The sequence below is a fragment of the Sphaerisporangium viridialbum genome (assembly GCF_049674955.1).
GTDB classification, from domain to species: Bacteria; Actinomycetota; Actinomycetes; order Streptosporangiales; family Streptosporangiaceae; genus Sphaerisporangium; species Sphaerisporangium viridialbum.
In genome coordinates, this window is record NZ_CP187232.1 from 3,702,501 (window position 1) to 3,723,185 (window position 20,685).

General features: G+C 69.1%; 15 protein-coding genes, 2 rRNA genes and 1 pseudogene. 15 read left to right on the forward strand and 3 right to left on the reverse strand.

Annotated features, from left to right (window positions below; all coding sequences use genetic code 11):
* The first annotated feature begins 438 nt into the window (after positions 1 to 438).
* The 4 genes and pseudogenes from ACOZ38_RS16275 to ACOZ38_RS16290 all read left to right on the forward strand — a co-directional run bounded on the left by ACOZ38_RS16275 (position 439) and on the right by ACOZ38_RS16290 (position 7,280).
* Positions 439 to 3,574, forward strand: a 23S ribosomal RNA gene (locus tag ACOZ38_RS16275).
* 77 nt (positions 3,575 to 3,651) lie between these two features.
* A 5S ribosomal RNA gene (rrf, locus tag ACOZ38_RS16280) occupies positions 3,652 to 3,768 on the forward strand.
* Positions 3,769 to 3,998: 230 nt separating this feature from the next.
* Positions 3,999 to 5,747: pseudogene (locus ACOZ38_RS16285) on the forward strand (hypothetical protein); the annotation flags it as partial.
* Positions 5,748 to 5,924: 177 nt separating this feature from the next.
* Complete coding sequence (locus tag ACOZ38_RS16290; protein WP_424537024.1) at positions 5,925 to 7,280, forward strand: hypothetical protein; 1,356 nt, start codon at positions 5,925 to 5,927, stop codon at positions 7,278 to 7,280.
* A 126-nt stretch (positions 7,281 to 7,406) separates the two neighbouring features.
* Here the strand turns inward: ACOZ38_RS16290 and ACOZ38_RS16295 are convergent, their stop codons facing one another.
* Positions 7,407 to 8,345 (reverse strand): MBL fold metallo-hydrolase, encoded by a 939-nt coding sequence (locus ACOZ38_RS16295; RefSeq protein ID WP_424531551.1) that lies wholly within the window; start codon positions 8,343 to 8,345, stop codon positions 7,407 to 7,409.
* 179 nt (positions 8,346 to 8,524) lie between these two features.
* Between ACOZ38_RS16295 and ACOZ38_RS16300 the strand changes: the two genes are divergently transcribed.
* From ACOZ38_RS16300 to ACOZ38_RS16310, 3 genes are all read left to right on the forward strand, one after another.
* The gene (locus ACOZ38_RS16300; RefSeq protein WP_424531552.1) at positions 8,525 to 8,971 is read left to right on the forward strand and encodes a hypothetical protein; all 447 of its coding nucleotides are present in this window, start codon (positions 8,525 to 8,527) and stop codon (positions 8,969 to 8,971) included.
* Positions 8,968 to 10,131, forward strand: coding sequence for an epoxide hydrolase family protein (locus ACOZ38_RS16305; RefSeq protein WP_424531554.1), 1,164 nt, complete (start codon positions 8,968 to 8,970; stop codon positions 10,129 to 10,131). The genes ACOZ38_RS16300 and ACOZ38_RS16305 overlap by 4 nt, the downstream gene beginning before the upstream one ends.
* Before the next feature lie 120 nt (positions 10,132 to 10,251).
* Positions 10,252 to 10,899: a single-stranded DNA-binding protein gene (locus tag ACOZ38_RS16310; RefSeq protein ID WP_424531556.1), complete on the forward strand. Its 648-nt coding sequence runs from the start codon at positions 10,252 to 10,254 to the stop codon at positions 10,897 to 10,899.
* Here the strand turns inward: ACOZ38_RS16310 and ACOZ38_RS16315 are convergent.
* Positions 10,843 to 12,108, reverse strand: coding sequence for a DUF1015 family protein (locus ACOZ38_RS16315; protein WP_424531558.1), 1,266 nt, complete (start codon positions 12,106 to 12,108; stop codon positions 10,843 to 10,845). The genes ACOZ38_RS16310 and ACOZ38_RS16315 overlap by 57 nt on opposite strands.
* Before the next feature lie 115 nt (positions 12,109 to 12,223).
* Here ACOZ38_RS16315 and ACOZ38_RS16320 point away from each other — a divergent pair, with 115 nt between their 5' ends.
* Complete coding sequence (locus ACOZ38_RS16320; protein ID WP_405147717.1) at positions 12,224 to 12,655, forward strand: tetratricopeptide repeat protein; 432 nt, start codon at positions 12,224 to 12,226, stop codon at positions 12,653 to 12,655.
* Positions 12,656 to 12,709: 54 nt separating this feature from the next.
* Positions 12,710 to 13,705 (forward strand): HAD-IIA family hydrolase, encoded by a 996-nt coding sequence (locus tag ACOZ38_RS16325; protein WP_405147719.1) that lies wholly within the window; start codon positions 12,710 to 12,712, stop codon positions 13,703 to 13,705.
* Positions 13,706 to 13,782: 77 nt separating this feature from the next.
* On the opposite strand, the gene ACOZ38_RS16330 is transcribed toward ACOZ38_RS16325, so the two are convergent.
* Entirely contained in the window at positions 13,783 to 14,130 is a 348-nt protein-coding gene (locus ACOZ38_RS16330; protein WP_405147720.1) for an SCP2 sterol-binding domain-containing protein, read from the reverse strand.
* Between the two features lie 119 nt (positions 14,131 to 14,249).
* Between ACOZ38_RS16330 and ACOZ38_RS16335 the strand changes: the two genes are divergently transcribed.
* The 6 genes from ACOZ38_RS16335 to ACOZ38_RS16360 all read left to right on the forward strand — a co-directional run bounded on the left by ACOZ38_RS16335 (position 14,250) and on the right by ACOZ38_RS16360 (position 20,645).
* Entirely contained in the window at positions 14,250 to 14,600 is a 351-nt protein-coding gene (locus tag ACOZ38_RS16335) for a hypothetical protein (RefSeq protein WP_405147721.1), read from the forward strand.
* Positions 14,601 to 14,646: 46 nt separating this feature from the next.
* Positions 14,647 to 15,465 (forward strand): TlyA family RNA methyltransferase, encoded by an 819-nt coding sequence (locus ACOZ38_RS16340; RefSeq protein WP_424531561.1) that lies wholly within the window; start codon positions 14,647 to 14,649, stop codon positions 15,463 to 15,465.
* Between the two features lie 26 nt (positions 15,466 to 15,491).
* Complete coding sequence (locus tag ACOZ38_RS16345) at positions 15,492 to 16,400, forward strand: NAD kinase (protein WP_424531563.1); 909 nt, start codon at positions 15,492 to 15,494, stop codon at positions 16,398 to 16,400.
* 195 nt (positions 16,401 to 16,595) lie between these two features.
* Positions 16,596 to 18,314, forward strand: a complete 1,719-nt coding sequence (gene recN / locus ACOZ38_RS16350; RefSeq protein WP_424531565.1) for a DNA repair protein RecN — start codon at positions 16,596 to 16,598, stop codon at positions 18,312 to 18,314.
* A 166-nt stretch (positions 18,315 to 18,480) separates the two neighbouring features.
* A complete protein-coding gene (gene steA / locus ACOZ38_RS16355) occupies positions 18,481 to 19,677 on the forward strand; it encodes a putative cytokinetic ring protein SteA (protein ID WP_424531567.1) in 1,197 nt (398 codons plus the stop codon).
* Positions 19,674 to 20,645: a copper transporter gene (locus tag ACOZ38_RS16360; RefSeq protein WP_424531568.1), complete on the forward strand. Its 972-nt coding sequence runs from the start codon at positions 19,674 to 19,676 to the stop codon at positions 20,643 to 20,645. Before steA ends, ACOZ38_RS16360 begins: the two co-directional genes overlap by 4 nt.
* Positions 20,646 to 20,685 lie beyond the last annotated feature (40 nt).

The following is a 20,685-nucleotide window of genomic DNA, read 5'->3' on the forward strand; positions in this document are numbered from 1 at the left end:
GCATCGGGGCTTGGTCCATGGTCGTGTTCGCAAGCGTTCGTCTTGTGCGCGACCTGCTCATTAGTGGAGCACTGGCTAGTCGGATCGTCGGGGTCGCCCCGGCGGCTGGTACCGCCGTGGGCCTTCTCTTTGGAGGGGGTCGCGGAGTGGGAACGCTGTCGTGGGGGTTCGGGTGGTTCGAACACACTGTTGGGTCCTGAGGAAACGGGCCAACGCGCGGGGCCGCCGTGACCGGGTTGACCGGTTGCTTGCCATGGTCGTTGATCGTGGTGGCGGTCTCGTTGCTTGTTGGGTCTGTTCCTTGTTTGCGGGACCAGCCTTCCGTCATACCGGTTCGCATCGTCAAGGGTTTCTTGGTGGTGTGGGTGTCTGGTGGTGGGTGGGGTTGGTGGCCTGTTTGTTGTTTGTGAATTGCATAGTGGACGCGAGCATCTTTGTGGCCAAGTTTTTTAGGGCACACGGTGGATGCCTTGGCATCAGGAGCCGATGAAGGACGTGGGAGGCTGCGTTAAGCCTCGGGGAGTCGCCAACCAGACGTTGATCCGGGGATGTCCGAATGGGGAAACCTAGCACCAGTCATGTGGTGTTGCCGCCGTCTGAATGTATAGGGCGGTTGGTGGTAACGCGGGGAAGTGAAACATCTCAGTACCCGTAGGAAGAGAAAACAATAGTGATTCCGTGAGTAGTGGTGAGCGAAAGCGGATGAGGCTAAACCATGCGCGTGTGATAGCCGGCAGGTGTTGCGTGTGTGGGGTTGTGGGACCCTCTTGTGGTTTCTGCCGAGGCCACGAACAGTGATAAATCCAGCTGGTAGTCGAAGCTTCTGGGAAGTTGCGCCGTAGACCGTGAGAGTCGGGTAGGCGAAACTGGTTGGACTGTTTGAGGGGATCCCAAGTAGCACGGGGCTCGAGGAATCCTGTGTGAATCTGCCAGGACCACCTGGTAAGCCTAAATACTCCCTGATGACCGATAGTGAACAAGTACCGTGAGGGAAAGGTGAAAAGCGCCCCGGTGAGGGGTCGTGAAATAGTACCTGAAACCGTGTGCCTACAAGCCGTAGGAGCTTGGGTGAGGCTTGCCTTGCCTGTGATGTGACTGCGTGCCTTTTGAAGAATGAGCCTGCGAGTTATGGTGTGTGGCGAGGTTAACCCGTGTGGGGGAGCCGTAGCGAAAGCGAGTCTGAATAGGGCGTTTGAGTCGCATGCTGTAGACCCGAAGCGGAGTGATCTACGCATGGGCAGGTTGAAGCGCGGGTAAGACCGTGTGGAGGACCGAACCCACCAGGGTTGAAAACCTGGGGGATGACCTGTGTGTAGGGGTGAAAGGCCAATCAAACTCCGTGATAGCTGGTTCTCCCCGAAATGCATTTAGGTGCAGCGTCACGTGTTTCTTGCCGGAGGTAGAGCACTGGATGGCTGATGGGCCTTACCGGGTTACTGACGTCAGCCAAACTCCGAATGCCGGTAAGTGAGAGCGTGGCAGTGAGACTGCGGGGGATAAGCTCCGTAGTCGAGAGGGAAACAGCCCAGACCACCGACTAAGGCCCCTAAGCGTGTGCTAAGTGGGAAAGGATGTGGAGTCGCAGTGACAACCAGGAGGTTGGCTTAGAAGCAGCCATCCTTGAAAGAGTGCGTAATAGCTCACTGGTCAAGTGATTCCGCGCCGACAATGTAGCGGGGCTCAAGTACACCGCCGAAGTCGTGGCATTCACGCGTTAAGCCCGGCGCACGTTTGTGTGTCTAGGTGTGTGGATGGGTAGGGGAGCGTCGTGCGGCCGGCGAAGCAGCCGAGTGATCGAGTTGTGGAGGCCGTGCGAGTGAGAATGCAGGCATGAGTAGCGAATCAGAAGTGAGAAACTTCTGCGCCGGATGACCAAGGGTTCCTGGGCTAGGCTAATCCGCCCAGGGTAAGTCGGGACCTAAGGCGAGGCCGACAGGCGTAGTCGATGGACAACGGGTTGATATTCCCGTACCCGCTAGCACGCGCCCATATCGAATCCAGTGATACTAAGGGTCCTTAAGCCCCTGTTGTCCTTCGGGACTTGGTGAGGCTGAACGCCTGGCCTGATCTGGTAGTAGGTAAGCGATGGGGTGACGCAGGAGGGTAGCCCATCCCAGGCGATGGTTGTTCCTGGGGTAAGCATGTAGCCCGTGGCATAGGTAAATCCGTGCCGCATATAAGGGTGAGATGTGATGCCGAGCCGATTGTGGTGAAGTGGGTGATCCCATGCTGCCGAGAAAAGCCTCTAGTGAGTGTGCCGGCGGCCCGTACCCTAAACCGACTCAGGTGGTCAGGTAGAGAATACCAAGGCGATCGGGTGAACTGTGGTTAAGGAACTCGGCAAATTGCCCCCGTAACTTCGGGAGAAGGGGGACCCTTGCTGGTGATGAGTCTTGCACTCGGAGCTGGTGGGGGTCGCAGTGGCCAGGGGGAAGCGACTGTTTACTAAAAACACAGGTCCGTGCGAAGTCGTAAGACGATGTATACGGACTGACGCCTGCCCGGTGCCGGAACGTTAAGGGGACCGGTTAGTGCGCTTTCGGGCGTGCGAAGCTGAGAACTTAAGCGCCGGTAAACGGCGGTGGTAACTATAACCATCCTAAGGTAGCGAAATTCCTTGTCGGGTAAGTTCCGACCTGCACGAATGGCGTAACGACTTCCCCGCTGTCTCAACCACAGACCCGGCGAAATTGCACTACGAGTAAAGATGCTCGTTACGCGCAGCAGGACGGAAAGACCCCGGGACCTTCACTACAGCTTGACATTGGTGTTTGGGACGGCTTGTGTAGGATAGGTGGGAGACGGTGAAGCTTGGACGCTAGTTCGGGTGGAGTCATTGGTGAAATACCACTCTGGTCGTTTTGGATGTCTAACCCGCGCCCGTGTATCCGGGTGGGGGACAGTGTCTGGTGGGTAGTTTAACTGGGGCGGTTGCCTCCTAAAGGGTAACGGAGGCGCCCAAAGGTTCCCTCAGCCTGGTTGGCAATCAGGTGTTGAGTGTAAGTGCACAAGGGGGCTTGACTGTGAGACCGACAGGTCGAGCAGGAGCGAAAGCTGGGACTAGTGATCCGGCGGTGGCATGTGGAAGCGCCGTCGCTCAACGGCTAAAAGGTACCCCGGGGATAACAGGCTGATCTTCCCCAAGAGTCCATATCGACGGGATGGTTTGGCACCTCGATGTCGGCTCGTCGCATCCTGGGGCTGGAGTAGGTCCCAAGGGTTGGGCTGTTCGCCCATTAAAGCGGTACGCGAGCTGGGTTTAGAACGTCGCGAGACAGTTCGGTCCCTATCCGCTGCGCGCGCAGGAGACTTGAAAGGGGCTGTCCCTAGTACGAGAGGACCGGGACGGACGAACCTCTGGTGTGCCAGTTGTTCTGCCAAGAGCACGGCTGGTTGGCTACGTTCGGGAGGGATAACCGCTGAAAGCATCTAAGCGGGAAGCCTGCCTTGAGATGAGGTCTCCCACCTGGAAACAGGGTAAGGCTCCCAGGAGACGACTGGGTTGATAGGCCGGAGGTGGAAGCATCGTGAGGTGTGGAGCTGACCGGTACTAATAGGCCGAGGACTTGACCACAAAGCGTTTTGCTCGCGTCCACTATGTAACTCAGAAACAACAAGCTGGGGTGACCCTGGTTGTGTGTTTCAAGGGGTTACGGCGGTCATAGCGGAAGGGAAACACCCGGTTACATTCCGAACCCGGAAGTTAAGCTTTCCAGCGCCGATGGTACTGCACCGGGGACGGTGTGGGAGAGTAGGACACCGCCGGACAAATATTGTGTTGGTAGGAGAGCCATCCACTTTGTGGATGGCTTTCCTGCGTTATAGGGGCTTTGCGCTGAAGCCGTCAGGTCATTCGACCTCGTCGGCCTTGCGCGATCTCCGGAGCTCAGCGGGTGCGCGCCCTTCTCGGTCGGCGCGTCCCGGGGGCTTCGAGGCCTTGCTAGGCTGGAGGTGCCGGGCCACCCCACCACGGGTGGCCTTTGTCGCGTAAGGCGCCTATGCGCGGGCAGCGACAGAGTGAAACGGGCCTGTGCCCCGCGGCCGGATGGACCGTCCCCTCCGCACATGGTCGGCGCAATGAGCGAACGCGGATCACAGTGGACGCGGTGAGCGAGCAACGAAGGATAGAAGTGAACAGAGATAACGGACGTGAGGACTCAGGCCGTCCCGAAGACGGTGGAAACCGCTCGGGCGGGGGTTCCGGAGGGTTCCGCAGTGACCGCTCCGAGGGAGCGAGGGGCGGGCGCCCGGCTGATGGCGACCGCGCCGGAGCCCGTAGTGAGGGACGCCCCGGCGACGGCCCGCGCTATGGCGAGCGGCGTGAGGGCCGTCCCGCCGGCCCGTATGGGTCCCGCGATCGTGACTCTCGTGGCGGACGTCCGTTCCAGCGCGACAACCGTGGTGACCGCCCGTTCAGCCGCGAAGGTGGCGGTGGCTCGAGCAGCGGCAGGCCGTCCGACCGTGGCGACCGCCCAGGTCGCTCCTTCAACCGCGACGACCGCGGAAACTCTGGCTTCAACCGCGACGACCGTGGAGGCTCCGGGTACAACCGCGACGACCGTGGAGGCTCCGGGTACAACCGCGATAATCGCGGGGGTTCCGGCTTTAACCGCGATGACCGCGGCGGGTCCGGTGGCGAGCGTTCCTACGGCCGTGGTGACCGTGACCGCGCGCCTGGTGGCGGAGGCTCGTACGCCCCGCGCGGTGGTGACCGTCCTTATCGTGAGGGTGGCCGGCCGGATTCCCGTCCCGGGGAGCGGCGCGAAGGCGGCGGCTCCGCCGGCTGGCGTGACCGTGACGACCGTGGCGGGCGCCCCTCCGGCTCCGGTGAGCGTGGAGGCCGCCCGTTCCAGCGCGACGATCGCGGAGGTTCCGCTCCGCGATCCTTCAGCCGTGAAGGTGGCGGCGGTCCCGGTGCGCGCCCGTACAACCGTGATGATCGGGGCGAGCGCGAGAGCCGTCCTCCTTACCGCGACAATCGCGGAGGCTCTGGTGACCGTTCCTTCGGTCGCGAGGGTCGTGACGACCGTGCCGGCGGGCGCCCTCCGTTCAACCGTGACGACCGGCCCGGCGGCGGGCGTCCGTTCACCCGCGACGACCGGGGGGGCTCGGGGGAGGGCCGTCCCGTCACCCGCGACGACCGCGGGGGCTCGGGGGAGGGCCGTCCCGCCGGTTCCTCCGGAGGGCGTGACCGCGATGACCGCGGCGGCCGTCCGTACAACCGGGACGACCGCGCCGACCGTGGTGCCCGGCCGTTCAATCGGGACGACCGTGGTGGCCGTCCGTTCAACCGTGAGGGTGGCGGTGGCCGTCCGTTCAACCGTGAGGCCGGCGGCGGTCGCCCGTTCCATCGTGATGACCGTGGTGGTCGTTCCTTCGATCGTGACGACCGCGGGGGTCGTCCCGCCCAGCGGGACGATCGTGGCGCTTCGGGGTCGCGCCCGTTCAGCCGTGAAGGTCGGGACGACCGTGGAGCGGCCGGGAGCCGTCCCCCCTACGGCGAGGGCCGCGAGAGCCGTCCGTTCAACCGCGATGACCGTGGTGGCCGTCCGTTCAACCGTGAGGGTGGCGGTGGCCGTCCGTTCAACCGTGAGGGTGGCGGTGGCCGTCCGTTCCATCGTGATGACCGTGGTGGTCGTTCCTTCGATCGTGACGACCGCGGGGGTCGTCCCGCCCAGCGGGATGACCGTGGCGCTTCTGGACCGCGTCCGTTCAGCCGGGAGGGCCGTGACGAGCGGGGTTCCCGCGAAGGCCGTCCCTCCGGCGGCGACCACGGCCGGGCGTACGGGCACCGTGACAGGGATGGATACGCTTCCCGCGATCAGGGGGGTGGCGCCCCGCACTCCGACAGCGGCGGTACGCGCGCGCGGTACGGTCGCGAGCGCGGGGACGCCGAGCGTGCCCCTCGCGAGGAGCGCCCCGCGATGCCGGAGCTGGCAGCGGACATCACGCCCGAGGAGCTCGAGAAGGACGTCCGGGACGAACTGCGCTCCCTCCCGAACGACCTCGCGAGTCTGATCGCCTGCCACCTCGTGGCGGCCGAGCGTGCCCTGGGTGAGGAGGACGCGGCGCTCGCCTACGAGCACGCCAAGGTCGCCCGGCGGTTCGCCGCGCGCATCGGAGTCGTCCGCGAGGCCGTCGGCCTGGCCGCGTACCGGGCGGGGCACTACGCCGAGGCACTCAGCGACCTGCGGGCCGCGCGCAGGATGACCGGGTCGGATGAGTTCCTGCCCATCATGGCCGACTGCGAGCGCGGCCTCGGGCGTCCGGAGCGGGCGCTCGACCTGGTGCGTTCGCGCGAGGCCGAGCGGCTTGACCGGGCGGGCCGCATCGAGCTGGCCATCGTCGAGTCGGGCGCCCGGCGCGATCTCGGGCAGCACGACGCCGCGGTGATCACGCTGCAGCGGGTGCCGGAGCTGCGCAACCAGGAGCCGCACCCGTGGTCGGCTCGCCTGGCGTACGCCTACGCCGACGCGCTGGCGGAGGCTGGGCACGAAGGCGCGGCCACCGACTGGTTCGAGCGCGCCATGATGTTCGACGAGGGCGGCGAGACCGAGGCGGCCGAGCGCTACGCGGAGCTCACCGGTGCGGTCATCGAGGACCTCGAGGACGAGGACGACGAGAACGTCGCCTCCGACCTGGACGAGAACGAGGACGTCGCCTCTGACCTGGACGAGGACGTCGCCTTTGATTTGGACGAGGACGACCGTGACGCGGAAGCGACGGACGCGGGGGCCCGGCAGCGCGGTGAGAAGCCCGCGGCCGACGCCGCTGGCCTGGCCGACGAGGACTCCGAAGATGACTCCGTAGCCGACGATCTGGAGCTGGTCGGTGCGGAGCCGGCGGCCCATGGTCCCGAGTCGGCCCGCGAGGAGCCGGGTACGGCGGCTGACGAGCCGGGCACGGCGGTATCGGACAAGGGGAACAAGGCGGGCGAGCCCGACGCGGTCGGCGGCGATCTCCTCGACAGCCCGGAGGCGGAGCCGGTGGAGGTCCCGGACGACTCCCTCGAGCGGTCGGTCATCGACGGGGCCGGGGTGGTCCCCGGCGAGCCCGAGACCGATCCGGCGGTACGTGACGCTGCCGCCGGCACCTCTGCGGCGGAGGCGGCGAAGCCCGAGCTGAAGACCACGCGACTGGAGGTCGGGATGGCCCCGGCGTTCATCGAGCCGGACTTCGGTGTTTCGGCGGGGGCGGTTCCTGGGGATGTTCTCGACGACGACGACGACGACGACGAGGACGACGCCGACGGCGAGCAGCCGGGCAGCCGCAAAGCCTGAAGCGTGAGCTGACGAGGGGTGGTGGGCGCCGCCATACGTGAAGGCGTGCGGCGCCCGCCACCCATCGTTCCCACGCCGGGGTGATCCTATGCACGCTCGTACGGATTCGTCCCCCGCGTGGGCGCTCTATGCGCCGTCAGGCTTGGCGTTGCCGAGCCAGTGCATGATCCCCGCCACGTTCGACGGCGCACCGCTGAGCATCTCGAAGCGTTCCGACGTCTCGTCGTTCTCCGAGGCCAGCGCGGTGTAGCGCTCGCGGGTCTTCTCGCGCACCATCGCCACCGCGTGGTCGAGGTCCATGCCCTCCGAGTGCGCCTGCCGGGTCAGGTCGACCCAGACGCGGAGCTCGTCGGCTGAGCGTTCGAGAGTCGTGACGACGTCGGCGACGGGCCCATAGTGGCTGAACAGCAGCCGCTGGGGACCGAGAGCGCCGAACAGGGCCACGGAGTCGAGGGCCGTCTGGAGGTCGAAGTCCGGCGGCGGGGTCGCGGGACGCAGGTCGCCGGTCTCCGGGAGGTACACCCCGGCCGCGTCCCCCACATAGAGGTCACCGGTGGCCGAGTCGAGCAGGCCGACGTGGTGCTTGGCGTGGCCCGGGGAGTAGTGGCTGGAGAGCATGCGGCCGCCGCCGAGGTCGACCGAGCCGGTGTCGCCCAGTGCACGGATGCGCGCCGCCTCGGTCGGGGTCAGCGAACCGAACAGGGTGTCCAGCTTGTCGCCCCACACCATGCGCGCGCTGGCCATGAGGCGTGCGGGGTCGGCGAGGTGCCGCGCGCCCTTCTCGTGCACCACGATCTCCGCGGACGGGTAGAGGCCGGCGATGTCGCCGACGCCTCCGGCGTGGTCCAGGTGGATGTGCGTGACCACCACCGTGGCCAGATCATCGGGGCCGACCCCCAGCGAGGTGAGAGCGTCGCGGACGATCGGAGCGGACGTGGAGGTGCCCGTCTCGACGAGACAGGGCCGGTCACCGAGGATCAGGTAGCCCGCGGTGATCCCGGAGTAGCCGGCCATCCGCGTGTCGATCTCGTAGACGTCGCCGCCGAGCGGTGTGACGTTGTCCACAGGTCACTCCCTTGCTGCGTGGGTTCGAACCCGTTCCCTGAGCTCGAACCGTCTTCGCTGACGAGCGTAAGGCACCGGCGCCCGTATCGGCCGGTGCCGATCTACCCGGTGCCAGGAAGCGGGTGTATTTGCCGTCAGGCCATCTTGACGTCAGGGTGGCTTGACGAAATACTCGAACCATGTCTGATCCCGACAAGCTTGAGCACCGATTCACACTGCTGACCGCGGTCGCGCGCTATGACGCGCTGCGTGCGCGTGACGCACTGGCGTCGCCGGCCGATGAGGACGACCTGGCACTCGCACCCGACCCCGGCGCGCAGCCCCTGACACGGGCCGAGGCGCTGGAGCTTCTGGCGCTGGGTGAGGTGATCGCGCGGAAGGCGGGCTACGGACGCCAGCTCTCCGTACGCTCCGCCCGCCAGGCCGGAGCTTCGTGGTCGCAGATCGGCGCCGCCCTTGGCACCAGCAAGCAGGCGGCCTGGGAGGCCCACAGCCGATGGATCGACGAACAGTCCAAGGAGCACCGGGATGACGGCTTCTGGGGCTGGGATGAGAGCGAACTGGCGGCCGCGCGCAGGCTCGTAGGCCACCCCGGCACAGACCCCGAAGGCGAGGACGCGGGATGAGCGAGCGCGCCGGGACGGCCGTCCGCCCGTTCGTCCTCGACATCCCGCAGGACGACCTGGACGACCTGGCCGGCCGCCTCGCCGCGACCAGATGGCCGGATGAGCCGGCCGGTGCCGGCTGGTCCCAGGGCGTGCCGGTGACCTATCTCAAGGAGCTGGCCGCCTACTGGCGCACCGGCTACGACTGGCGGGAGCACGAGGCGCATCTCAACCGGTTCCCGCAGTTCACGACCACGATCGACAACGCCAAAGTCCACTTCCTGCACGTCCCTTCCACCCAGGCGGACGCGCTGCCACTGCTGATCACCCATGGCTGGCCGGGGTCCGTCGTGGAGTTCCTCGACGTCATCGGGCCCCTGACCGACCCCCTGGCTCACGGTGGCGACCCGGCCGACGCCTTCCACCTGGTGATCCCCTCCATCCCGGGATTCGGACTGTCCGGGCCGACCCGGGAAGGGGGCTGGGATGTGCACCGGGTCGCCAGGGCCTGGGCCGAGCTGATGCGGCGCCTCGGTTACGACCGTTACGGCGCGCAAGGCGGCGACTGGGGCCACGCGATCACCCGGGAGCTGGCCGCCATCGACACCGGTCATGTCGTAGGAGTCCACCTCAACACCCTGCTGACGCCGCCTCCCAGTGACCCTGCCGAGGCCGCTGGGCTCACCGATGACGACAGGGCACGGCTCGACCGGCTGGTCAGTGCCGAACCTGAGATGTCGGGCTACGCGAAGATCCAGGGCACCCGGCCGCAGACGCTGGCCTACGCGCTCACCGACTCCCCGGTGGGCCAGCTCGCCTGGGTCGTCGAGAAGTTCAAGGAGTGGACCGACCGCGCCGACGTGCCGGAGGACGCCGTCTCCCGCGACCGGCTCCTGACCAATGTGATGCTCTACTGGCTCACCGCGACCGCCGGGTCGTCGGCCCGCCACTACTGGGAGGCCTTCCACCCCGCAAGGCCTCCGCGCGCCGAGCCGCTGGCGACGCCCACCGGGGTGGCGGTCTTCGCCGCCGACCTGGCCCGCCCTGTCCGGCGGCTCGCCGAGCGCGGCCACAATATCGTCCACTGGTCGGAGTTCGACCGAGGCGGCCACTTCGCGGCGATGGAAGAGCCCGATCTGTTCACCGCCGATGTGCGCGCGTTCTTCCGCCGGTTCCGCTGACGGGCTCCGTCGCGAGCCCGCTGTCCACAGAACGGCGCTCGGGTCTTTGGGGGGCCGGGGCGCCGTCTGAGGATGGTCCCGTTCACAGAGCTGGACGCACGAACCCGGAGGGGGATCGACATGCACCGCAACGAGGTGACGCTGGTCGGGCGGTTGTCCAGGGCGCCGAGGGGCAAGGAGCTGCCGAGCGGCGACCTGATGACGATGTGGGGCCTTGCGGTGCGCCGGCCGCCCGGCCACGCGAGCGGCAAGAAGGCCGACGGCATCGCCTGCGTCACGTTCGATCCGGAGATAAGCGCACGCGTGGCCGAGTGGCGGGTCGACGACGTGGTCAGCGTCGAGGGCACGCTGCACCAGCGATACCGGGGCGGATCAAGCGGAGGCACCAGCACCTACGAGGTCGAGGTGCACCGGGCCGCCAGGCTTGAGTCGCGGCGCCCGTCCAGGCTTGAGTCGCGCCGGTTCCAGGGCGGCGACAAGCCAGCCGGGCAGCCTGAAGAGGCCGCCGGACCACTCGAAAGAGGGCCCGAGCGGTCCGATATCGCCTCAGACCAGCTCGCGACCGCTCCAGACCTTCTCGTCCCAGACCTGTGCGTCCCAGCCCAGCTCGTCTCAGGCCAGCTCGTGCCAGGCCGGCTCGTCCCAGATCAGCTCGCGCCAGGTTCGCCCGGGCCCGAGCGCTTGGAACGCCAGGGCTCCGTGGCGGGCGGGTCAGCCGGTCGCGAAGGTGCGGAGGATCAGGCCGGTGCGGGGCTTGGGGCCGAATGAGGTGGACTTGCGGGGCACCCGCTCGCCCTCGGCGGCTATGGCGAGCACGTCCTCGACGTTCAGCGGCCGTACGATCACGGCGGTGCCCGACTCGCGGCGGGCCATCCTGACGGCGATCGCGGGGTCGTGGTGCACGATGAGCACCGACCGCTCGTCGTCCTGGATGCCCCAGACCTTGGGCAGGAGGAATTCCGACAGCACCGAGGTCACCAGCGACTTCCACCTCGCCGATCGCGCCGCGGGCATCGCGTGCTCGACCTGTACGGGGTCCGGGTCGGTCAGCAGGTGGCTCGGCCCGTTCCCGGCCAGCACGAACGCCGGGCCGGTAGCCGAAGCCAGGGCCTCCAGCGCCTCCTCCACGTGGGCGAAGTCGTGCACCTGCCAGGCGCCCTTGGCACGCGCCGCCGCCTCCTGCAGGGGAAGTCCGGGGATCACCCGGTGGATCGCCCTGAGGTCGGGTGGGTAGGCCGTCGAGTCGACGAGGAGGGCGAGCCCGAAGTCCCAGGGGCCAGGTCCGCGTCCCTCGGCGTGGTACTCCCTCTGGAGGGCGAGGTAGGTGGCGTACCGATGGTGGCCGTCGGCGATGAGCGCCTGGCGGCCGTACAGCTCGGCCGCCACGCCGTCGAGCTCCTCCTGGTCGGTGAGGGCCCACAGGCGGTGGGCGATGCCGTCGTCCGTCAGCACGTCGACCGTGGGGCGCCGGGTCGTGGTCACGTCGGCGATCAGGCGGGAGGTGAAGCCGCCGTCGCCGTCGTAGAGCAGGAAGATGGGCTCCAGATTGCTCTCGGTCGTCCGCATGAGCGCGAGACGGTCGGCGACCGTGCCGGGCATGACGTTCTCGTGGGGCAGCACGATGCGCTTGCCGGGGTCGGAGAGGCCAAGGTCTCCGATCAGGCCGCGCAGCAGGACACCGGGGCCGCTCTGCTCGTACACATAAAGCGCGGGGAGATCATCGGTGTCGAGGACGCCCGAGGCGAGCCATGACAACAGTGTCTCGCGGGCCTCGGCGTAGCGGTGCTGGTCGGAACCGGGAAGGATCAGCCGCACCACGTTGTTGGGGTGAGCGTCCAGGAGAGTCTGGACGTCTTCCCGCGAGATGAGGTCGTACGGTGGGGAGGTGACTGCCGCCAGATCGTCGACTGCGAAGCGCACACCGCGGAACGGGCGCAGCACCAGTCCGTCAGGCGACGGCAGTTCAGGAATGGCCATACCGGGCATGGTGCCATAAAGGCCTGAGTCGCTTAGAGACAGCCCCGACGTCTTAGCGCTGCCCGGCTCGTCAGGAAGCCGGGATTGACTTGTCGTCAGAAGGAGGCCTCGAAACATGACGCAGGGACCAAGCGGCCAGTCCGATTCCCCCGACTACGAGCGCAGCGCTCCCACGGGTGATGTCTATGAATGGTTTCAACGTGGGGTCAAGCTGCTGAAGGACGGCAGCCCGGCCGCGGCGGCGGCGATTCTCGCGCGGGCCGCCGACGCCGAGCCCGACTCGCGCAGCATCCGGGAGGCCCTGGCCAGGGCGCAGTTCAATTCTCGCCGTTACGAGGAGGCCGCCGACAGTTTCCGGTGGATCGTCGCGGCCAATCCGACCGAGGATTACGCCTATTTCGGGTTGGGCATGGCGCTGTGGCGCACCGGGGACATGGAGGCCGCGGAGGAGCCCCTGACCATCGCCGTGGCGATGCGGCCTGATCTGCGGGACTATGTCGCGGCGCTGAAGCAGGTAAAGGCGACCTTGCGCGCGAGGCAGATCTGATCCGCCTTGTACCGCGAGTCGTCAAATTTCGCTTTTATCGGAAATAGTGGGTGCATGGAGACCGCACTGATCGACCGTTACGACACCCTGTTGCTCGACCTGGACGGGGTCGTCTACCTCGGGCGCGAGGCGGTGAAGGGCGCTCCGGAGGCGCTCACCCGCGCTCACGGCACCGGCGTGCGGCTCGCCTACGTCACCAACAACGCCTCACGAACCCCCGCCGCCATCGCCGAGCATCTGGTCGCCCTCGGCGTGCCCGCGACGCCCGAGGACGTCGTGACCTCCGCCCAGGCCGCCGCCCGGCTCATCGCCGAGCGGGTGCCGCCCGGTTCCCCGGTCCTGGTGGTCGGGGGCATGGGCCTGCGCTGCGCCGTACGGGCACAGGGGCTGCGCCCGGTGACGACGGCCGCGGACTCCCCGGCGGCCGTCGTGGAGGGGATCTCGCCCGACCTGTCGTATGCCCTGCTGAGCGAGGGCGCGCTCGCCGTCCGGCAGGGAGCCTGGTTCGTCGCGGCCAATGGGGACACGACCATGCCGACCAACCGCGGCGTGCTGCCCGGCAACGGGGCGATGACCCGCGTGATCGCGACCGCCACGGGCGTGGAGCCCGTCTCGGCGGGCAAGCCCGAGCCGCCGCTGCACAGGGAGTCCATGCTCCGTACGGGGGCCGAGCGGCCCCTCATCGTGGGCGACCGGCTCGACACCGACGTGGAGGCGGCCACGCGGGCGGGCGTCGACAGCCTGCTCGTGCTGAGCGGGGTGACCGGCCCGCTCGACCTGCTCACCGCGCCGCCCGAGCACCGCCCCACCTACATCGCCGCGGACGTGTCCGCCGTCCACGAGCCGCCCGCGCCGGTCGAGCGGAGCGGGGACGAATGGTCCAGGGGTGGGTGGACCGCCCGCTGGGAGGGCCGAGGACTGCGCCTGGACGGCGGCGGTGACCCTCTGGACGGCCTCCGCGTGGCGTGCGCCGCCGCGTGGGCCCACGCCGGCGACGGGTGCGCGGACGAGGACGGGCTCAAGCAGGCGCTGGAGGCACTGAAGCTCTGAGTGCGCCGATGGAGGGCACCGGTGGTGGGCGCCGGTGGAGGGTCCGAGCCTGGAAGGGCGGCCGGCTACGGAGGGGCTCAGAGGAGTTTGCGCAGGCGCAGCAGGTCTCCCAGACTGGCGTCGATCTTCACGCGCCCGCTGAACAGCGCCCGGCCCATGTCGAGCTCGCCGTTCACCATCGAGAGCAGGTCGTCGCTGGAGACGCGGATGCGCACCTCGGCGGGGCGCCCGTCGGCCGGGGGGACCTCGCTGAACGGTTCGAGGCCGTCGTGGTCGATCCTGCCGTAGAACGTCACGTCAAGGTCGGTGATCCGGCAGCTGATGCTCCTGTTCACCGCGTGCTTCGAACGAGTCGCCTGATCAAGCTCGCCGAACTGCTCGGCAAGCTTGTCCAGAGCCTTCCGGCACTCGTCGACGGTCGCCATGCGTCGTATCCCCTCTCATCCTCCGAAGCTCCTCTGACCTACGGAAGGTAGCGTTTCACTTGAGTACTACGCGAAATCCGGCGCGCGGGCGCGACCTGGGAGAGAAGAGCATCGCACGGGTGACAGCTTCGGATACGGTCAGGGTCTACGGCCATCGCGTAGGCGGCGGTCACCTGGCACGCGATCACACCATCATGGCCGCGATCGAAGCCGTGACCAAGGGCGACACCGCGACTCCGCGGTACACGGCGGCGATGCGCCGTCATGACGACGACGCAGGCGGGTGGAAAGAGCGGATGACGGAGAGCGGCGAGGTCCGGGTGACGGCTGCCCTGGCCCGGCTGAGCGGCCTCGGCGACCTCCCCGTGCGGGAGCACGTCGCGGTGTTCGAGGAAGTGCTGAGCGGTCTGGAGGCGACCCTCGCCTCGGTGGGCGACGCGTCCGCCGTCCCGGGGGACGGCCGCCGGTGAGAGACCGTCGGCACGAGATCTCGCGGCGAGTCACGAGGCGGGCACGTTGAGCCGGCGCGTCCGTCTCGACAGCGAGCTGGTACGGCGCGGCCTGGCACGCTCCCGAGAGCAGGCCGCCGACCTCATCGTCGGCGGCAGGGTCAGCGTCGGCGGCCGCACGGCGGCCAAGGCGGCGACCCAGGTCGACACGGCCTCGGCCATCGTGGTCGCCGAGGCCGCCGAGGGCCCCGACTACGTCTCGCGCGGCGCCCACAAGCTGCTCGGCGCGATCGAGGCGTTCGGGCCGCGCGGCCTGGTCGTCGAGGGGCGCCGCTGCCTGGACGCGGGCGCCTCGACCGGCGGGTTCACCGACGTGCTGCTGCGCGCCGGCGTGGCCCACGTCCTCGCCGTCGACGTCGGGTACGGCCAGCTCGCCTGGTCGCTGCGCACCGACGAGCGGGTCACGGTGATGGAGCGGGTCAACGTCCGCGATCTCACCCCCGAGATGGTGGGCGAGCCGCCCTCCCTGGTGGTCGGCGACCTGTCGTTCATCTCCCTGCGCCTGGTGCTGCCCGCGCTAGCCGCCTGCGCGGCTCCGGAGGCCGACTTCGTGATGCTGGTCAAGCCGCAGTTCGAGGTGGGCAAGGAGCGCGTGGGCGCCGGTGGCGTCGTCCGCGACCCTGTGCTGCGCGCCGGGTCCGTCCGTGACGTCGCGCGGGCGGCGTCCGCGCTCGGCCTGGTGGTGCGCGGGGTGACGGCGAGCCCGCTGCCCGGCCCTTCGGGCAACGTCGAGTACCTCATCTGGCTCGGGAAGGGCCCCGGGCCGGGCCCGGTGGCCGATCTCGACGCCGAGATCGAGCGTGCCGTCGCGGAAGGTCCCCAGTAGTGCCCGCCGGACGAGCGGAGTGGACCATGGAGAGCGCGAAGCGCACGGTGCTGATCACCGCCCACACCGGGCGCGAGCCCGCGGTCGACAGCGCGCGGCTGGTGATCCAGCGGTTCCTGGAGGCGGGCTTCACGGTCCGGGTCATGGAGCCGGAGGCCGAGGAGATCGGCGTCCCGGGTGTCGACGTCGTGCCGGCGAGCTCCGCCGCCGCGGAGGACGCCGAGGTGCTGATGGTGCTGGGCGGTGACGGCACGCTGCTGCGGGCCGCCGAGCTGGCCCGGCCCGCCCGCACCCCCCTGCTCGGGGTCAACCTCGGCCACGTGGGCTTCCTCGCGGAGGCCGAGATGGCCGACCTCGCCGAGGCCGTCGACCGCGTCGTGACCGGCCGGTACACCGTCGAGGAGCGCATGACCATCGACGTGCGGGTCCGGGCCAACGGCGAGACGCTGGCCACCACTTGGGCCCTGAACGAGGCGAGCGTCGAGAAGCGCGACCGCATGCTGGAGGTCGTCGCCGAGATCGACGGCCGGCCGTTGTCCCGGTGGGGATGCGACGGGGTGATATGCGCCACTCCCACGGGTTCGACCGCTTACGCGTTCTCCGCGGGCGGGCCGGTGGTCTGGCCCGAGGTCGAGGCGCTGCTGCTGGTGCCCAACAGTGCCCACGCGCTCTTCGCGCGCCCCCTGGTGGTCTCCCCGAGGTCGACGATCGCCATGGAGCTCCTGCCGGGCACGCCGGGCGGCGTCCTGTGGTGCGACGGCCGCCGGCGCTTCGACCTCCCGCCGGGCGTGCGGGTCGAGATGCGGCGCGCCGACCTTCCCGTACTGCTGGCGCGGCTGCACGACGCCGACACGACCGGGGCCCCCTTCACCGACCGGCTCGTCGCCAAGTTCGACCTTCCCGTCCAAGGGTGGCGCGGGCGCGTCCGCCCCTAGCCGGGAGAGCCGCGCGGCCTCGGCCGAGGCGCGCGAACGACCCCGTCCGGGGCGTTAGCGACCCCAGTCATCGAAAACCTTGGCGATTTCCGCGTAGGATCGACCCGCACGGAGAGGTGACCGAGCCAAGCCCCACACGGTCCGGCGAGGTGTGCCCGATCGGAGGCGGCGCGGCGAAACGGCGGGAGGGACCCAGTGCGGCCACGGGTCGATGAGGTCCGGATCAAAGGGCTCGGGGTGATCGATGAGGCTGTTCTGAAGCTCTCATCGGGTCTCACCGTCGTCACGGGCGAGACGGGCGCGGGCAAGACGATGGTCGTGACCGGGCTCGGCCTGCTGTTCGGCGGCAGGGCCGACCCCGCGCGTGTCCGTCCGGGCGCCGAGCGCGCCACGGTCGAGGGCACGCTGGTCGTCGAGGCCCAAGGCCGCGTCGCCCAGCAGGTGGAGGACGTCGGCGGCGCCATCGAGGACGGCGAGCTCATCATCTCGAGGACGATCTCCGCCGAGGGCCGCTCGCGCGCGTGGCTGGGCGGCAGGTCCGTCCCGGTCGGCACGCTCACCTACCTCGCGGAGGACCTCGTCGCCGTCCATGGCCAGATGGACCAGCAGCGGCTGCTCCAGCCCGGCCGCCAGCGCGCGGCCCTCGACCGCTACGCCGGCGAGGAGCTCGTCAAGCCCCTGCGCGCCTACACCCAGGCGTACAAGCGCCACAAGGACGTCAGCCAGACGCTCGACGAGCTCACCACCCGGGCCCGCGAGCGGGCGCAGGAGGCCGACCACCTCCGCTTCGGCCTGGAGGAGATCGAGAAGGCCGATCCCAGGCCAGGCGAGGAGCTCGAGCTCAAGCAGGAGGAGGAGCGCCTCGCGCACGCCGACTCGCTGAAGAACGCCGCCGTCGAGGCCCACACCGCCCTGCTCGGCGATCCCATGGGCAGTCTCCAGAGCGCGCAGGACGCCGTGTCGCTGCTCGGGCAGGCGCGGTCGGCCGTCGAGGCCGTCCGGTCGTACGACGCGACGCTCTCGGCCATCGGCGACCGGCTCGCCGAGGCCGGATACCTCGTGTCCGACGTGGCCACCGAGCTCGCCGCCTACTCCGAGTCCGTCGACGCCGACCCGGCCAGGCTGGCCGCCGTGCAGGAGCGCCGCGCGGTGGTGAACGGCCTGGTCAGGAAGTACGGGGGGGACTCCACGGCGGTGCTGGCCTGGGCCAGGGAGGCCGCCTCCCGGGTGGCCGAGCTGGACGGCGACGACGACCGCGTCGCCGAGCTCACCCGCGAGCACGAGGAGCTCCTCGCACGGCTCACCGAGCTCGCTGCCGAGGTCACCGGCATCCGCACGGCCGCCGCCGAGCGCTTCGGCGAGGCCGTCACCGCCGAGCTTTCCGCGCTCGCCATGCCCCACGCCAAGGTCGTCGTGGTGCTCACGCCGAGCGGCCAGTTCGGTCCCGAGGGGGCCGACGAGATCGAGCTGCGCATGATGTCCCATCCGGGAGCCCCGGCGCTGCCGCTCAACAAGGGCGCCTCCGGAGGAGAGCTCAGCCGGGTCATGCTGGCCATCGAGGTCGTCTTCGCCGGCGCCGACCCGGTGCCCACCTTCGTGTTCGACGAGGTCGACGCCGGCGTGGGCGGCAAGGCGGCGGTGGAGATCGGGCGGCGCCTCGCCCGCCTGGCCCGCACCGCCCAGGTGATCGTCGTCACCCACCTGCCGCAGGTCGCGGCCTTCGCCGACCAGCATCTGGTCGTCGAGAAGGCCAGTGACGGGCGCGTGGTCCGCAGCGGGGTCACCGCGCTCGACCCGGAGGCCCGCGCGAGGGAGCTTTCTCGCATGCTGGCCGGTCTCGAAGACTCCGAGCTCGGCCGCGCGCACGCCGAGGAGCTGCTGTCGATCGCGGCGGCGGACAAGGCGGCGAGCTGAGCTCCAGGTCCAGACGCCCCTGTTCAGGGGGTATGCGGGGGGACTGACCGGGGCCGCGGGGGCCCGTGGTCGCGCGCTCAGCGCCCGCGACCCAGCGACAGTGACAAAACAGACACGCCATGATGCGGGCACATCTTGGTCGCACGCTCTGGCAGGATGGTTCGTGATGAAGGTGCCGACCTTTAAGGTTCAGGGCCTCCGCCGCAGGAAGGTTTCAGACCTTCCCGGGGTGACGGCAGTGGCGAGGATCGATCGGCGGACCAAGAGGCTGACCAAGCGCCTCCGGCCCGGGGAAATCGCGATCATCGATCACGTCGACGTCGACCGGGTGAGCGCGGAGGCTCTTGTCGCGTGCGGTGTTTCCGTCGTGGTGAACATCGCGGCGAGCATCAGCGGGCGCTATCCCAACCTCGGCCCGCAGATCCTGGTGAACGCCGGGGTGACGCTCGTCGACGGCTCCACCCCCGAGATCTTCGACCGCGTGCGCGACGGCGACGTGGTGCGCGTCCACGAGGGCGAGATCTACCTCGACGAGGAGCTCGTCGGCAAGGGCGAGGTGGTCACGGCCGAGAACATCGAGGCCGCGATGACCGAGGCGCGGGCGGGCCTGTCGATCCAGATCGAAGACTTCGCCATGAACACCATGGAGTACATCCGCCGCGAGCGCGACCTGCTCATCGACGGCGTGGGGGTGCCCGACATCCGCACCTCCATGGAGGGCAGGCACGTCCTGGTCGTGGTGCGCGGCTACCACTACAAGGAGGACATCGCCACCCTCCGCTCCTACATCAGGGAGTACCGCCCGATCCTGATCGGTGTGGACGGCGGCGCCGACGCCCTGATGGAGGCCGGTTACCTGCCCGACCTCATCGTGGGCGACTTCGACTCGGTCTCCGAGCGCGCGCTGTGCTGCGGCGCCGAGCTGGTCGTGCACGCCTACCGCGACGGCCGCGCGCCGGGCCTCGAGCGGGTCCAGCAGCTCGGCCAGGAGGCCGTGGTCTTCCCCGCGACCGGCACCAGCGAGGACATCGCGATCCTGCTCGCCGACGACAAGGGCGCGAGCCTGATCGTGGCGGTCGGCACGCACGGCACTCTGGTGGAGTTCCTCGACAAGGGCCGGTCGGGCATGGCGAGCACCTTCCTGACCCGGCTGCGGGTCGGCGGCAAGCTCGTGGAGGCCAAGGGCGTCAGCAGGCTCTACCGCAGCCGCATCTCCATCGGCTCACTGCTGCTGCTCGTGGCCACCGCTCTTTTCACCGTGGGCGTGGTGCTGTGGTTCTCGCCGATGGGCAAGGTCTGGCTGAACGGACTTCGGGACGCCTGGAACGGTTTCATCTTCTGGTTGGTCGGGCTCTTCTCGTGATCGATTTCCGCTATCACCTCGTCTCCATCGTCGCGATCTTCCTCGCGCTGGCCGTCGGCATCGTGCTCGGCAGCACGGTGCTGAACGCCCCGCTGGTCGCGTCCACGGAGAAGGTCACCGCTAACCTGCGCGCCAACAACAACGAGCTGCACTCGCAGCTGTCCGACCTGCAGACGCGCGGCGGGGCCGGCGACGCCTTCGTCGCCGACCGGCTCCCGCAGCTCGTGCAGGCGGCCCTGGCCGGCGAGCGCGTCGTGATCGTGGAGGCGCCCGGTGCCGACTCCAAGCTCCGCGAGCCGCTCCAGCGGGTGCTCACGGCGGCGGGGGCCGCGGTGAGCGGGCGGGTCTCGATCACCGAGAAGTTCCTCACCGCCGACCAGGCGGGGGCGATCGACCAGCTCGCGACCACGGCCAAGCCCACCGCGCTGGCCTTCCCCCCGGACGCCACCCCGTACGACAAGGCGGCGGCGGTGCTCGCCAGCGCCATCGTGACCTCCGACAAGACGCAGGCCGACAAGGAGAACCCCTCGGCCGCCGGGGTGCTCGACTCCTTCGAGAGCGGTGGCCTGGTGACCCTCGACGGCGACCCGGGCAGGCGCGCGACGCTCGCCCTCATGGTGGCCCCCGCCACCCCCTACGAGGGGGAGACCGCCGAGGCGCAGACCGCCGCCGTCGTCTCGCTGGCCGCGGGCCTGGACGACGCCGGCGAGGGCACCGTCGTGGCCGGGGTGGTGCCGACCTCGGCCGCCGCGGGCGTGATCTCGGCGGTGCGCGCCGACAGCGACGTGTCGGCGAAGGTCTCCACCGTCGACAACGTCGATATGGCCTTCGGCCGGGCCGTGGTGGTCTACTCTCTGCGGGAGCAGGTCGGCGGGGACACCGGGCAGTACGGCCTCGGCTCCGACGCCACGGCCGCCGAGCCGTCCCCCTCGCCCACGCCCAGTCCCACGGGGGCCGCGGGCGGCTGACCTGCCCTGACGACCACGCTTCCCGGCCTCGCGCCGGGCA

Bases quoted from the DNA above. Each gene is read 5' to 3' on its own strand.
- ACOZ38_RS16290 (WP_424537024.1), top strand. From the start codon at position 5,925: ATGCCGGAGCTGGCAGCGGACATCACGCCCGAGGAGCTCGAGAAGGAC.
- ACOZ38_RS16300 (WP_424531552.1), top strand. From the start codon at position 8,525: ATGTCTGATCCCGACAAGCTTGAGCACCGATTCACACTGCTGACCGCG.
- ACOZ38_RS16305 (WP_424531554.1), top strand. From the start codon at position 8,968: ATGAGCGAGCGCGCCGGGACGGCCGTCCGCCCGTTCGTCCTCGACATC.
- ACOZ38_RS16310 (WP_424531556.1), top strand. From the start codon at position 10,252: ATGCACCGCAACGAGGTGACGCTGGTCGGGCGGTTGTCCAGGGCGCCG.
- ACOZ38_RS16315 (WP_424531558.1), bottom strand. From the start codon at position 12,108: ATGGCCATTCCTGAACTGCCGTCGCCTGACGGACTGGTGCTGCGCCCG.
- ACOZ38_RS16320 (WP_405147717.1), top strand. From the start codon at position 12,224: ATGACGCAGGGACCAAGCGGCCAGTCCGATTCCCCCGACTACGAGCGC.
- ACOZ38_RS16325 (WP_405147719.1), top strand. From the start codon at position 12,710: ATGGAGACCGCACTGATCGACCGTTACGACACCCTGTTGCTCGACCTG.
- ACOZ38_RS16330 (WP_405147720.1), bottom strand. From the start codon at position 14,130: ATGGCGACCGTCGACGAGTGCCGGAAGGCTCTGGACAAGCTTGCCGAG.
- ACOZ38_RS16345 (WP_424531563.1), top strand. From the start codon at position 15,492: ATGGAGAGCGCGAAGCGCACGGTGCTGATCACCGCCCACACCGGGCGC.
- steA (WP_424531567.1), top strand. From the start codon at position 18,481: ATGAAGGTGCCGACCTTTAAGGTTCAGGGCCTCCGCCGCAGGAAGGTT.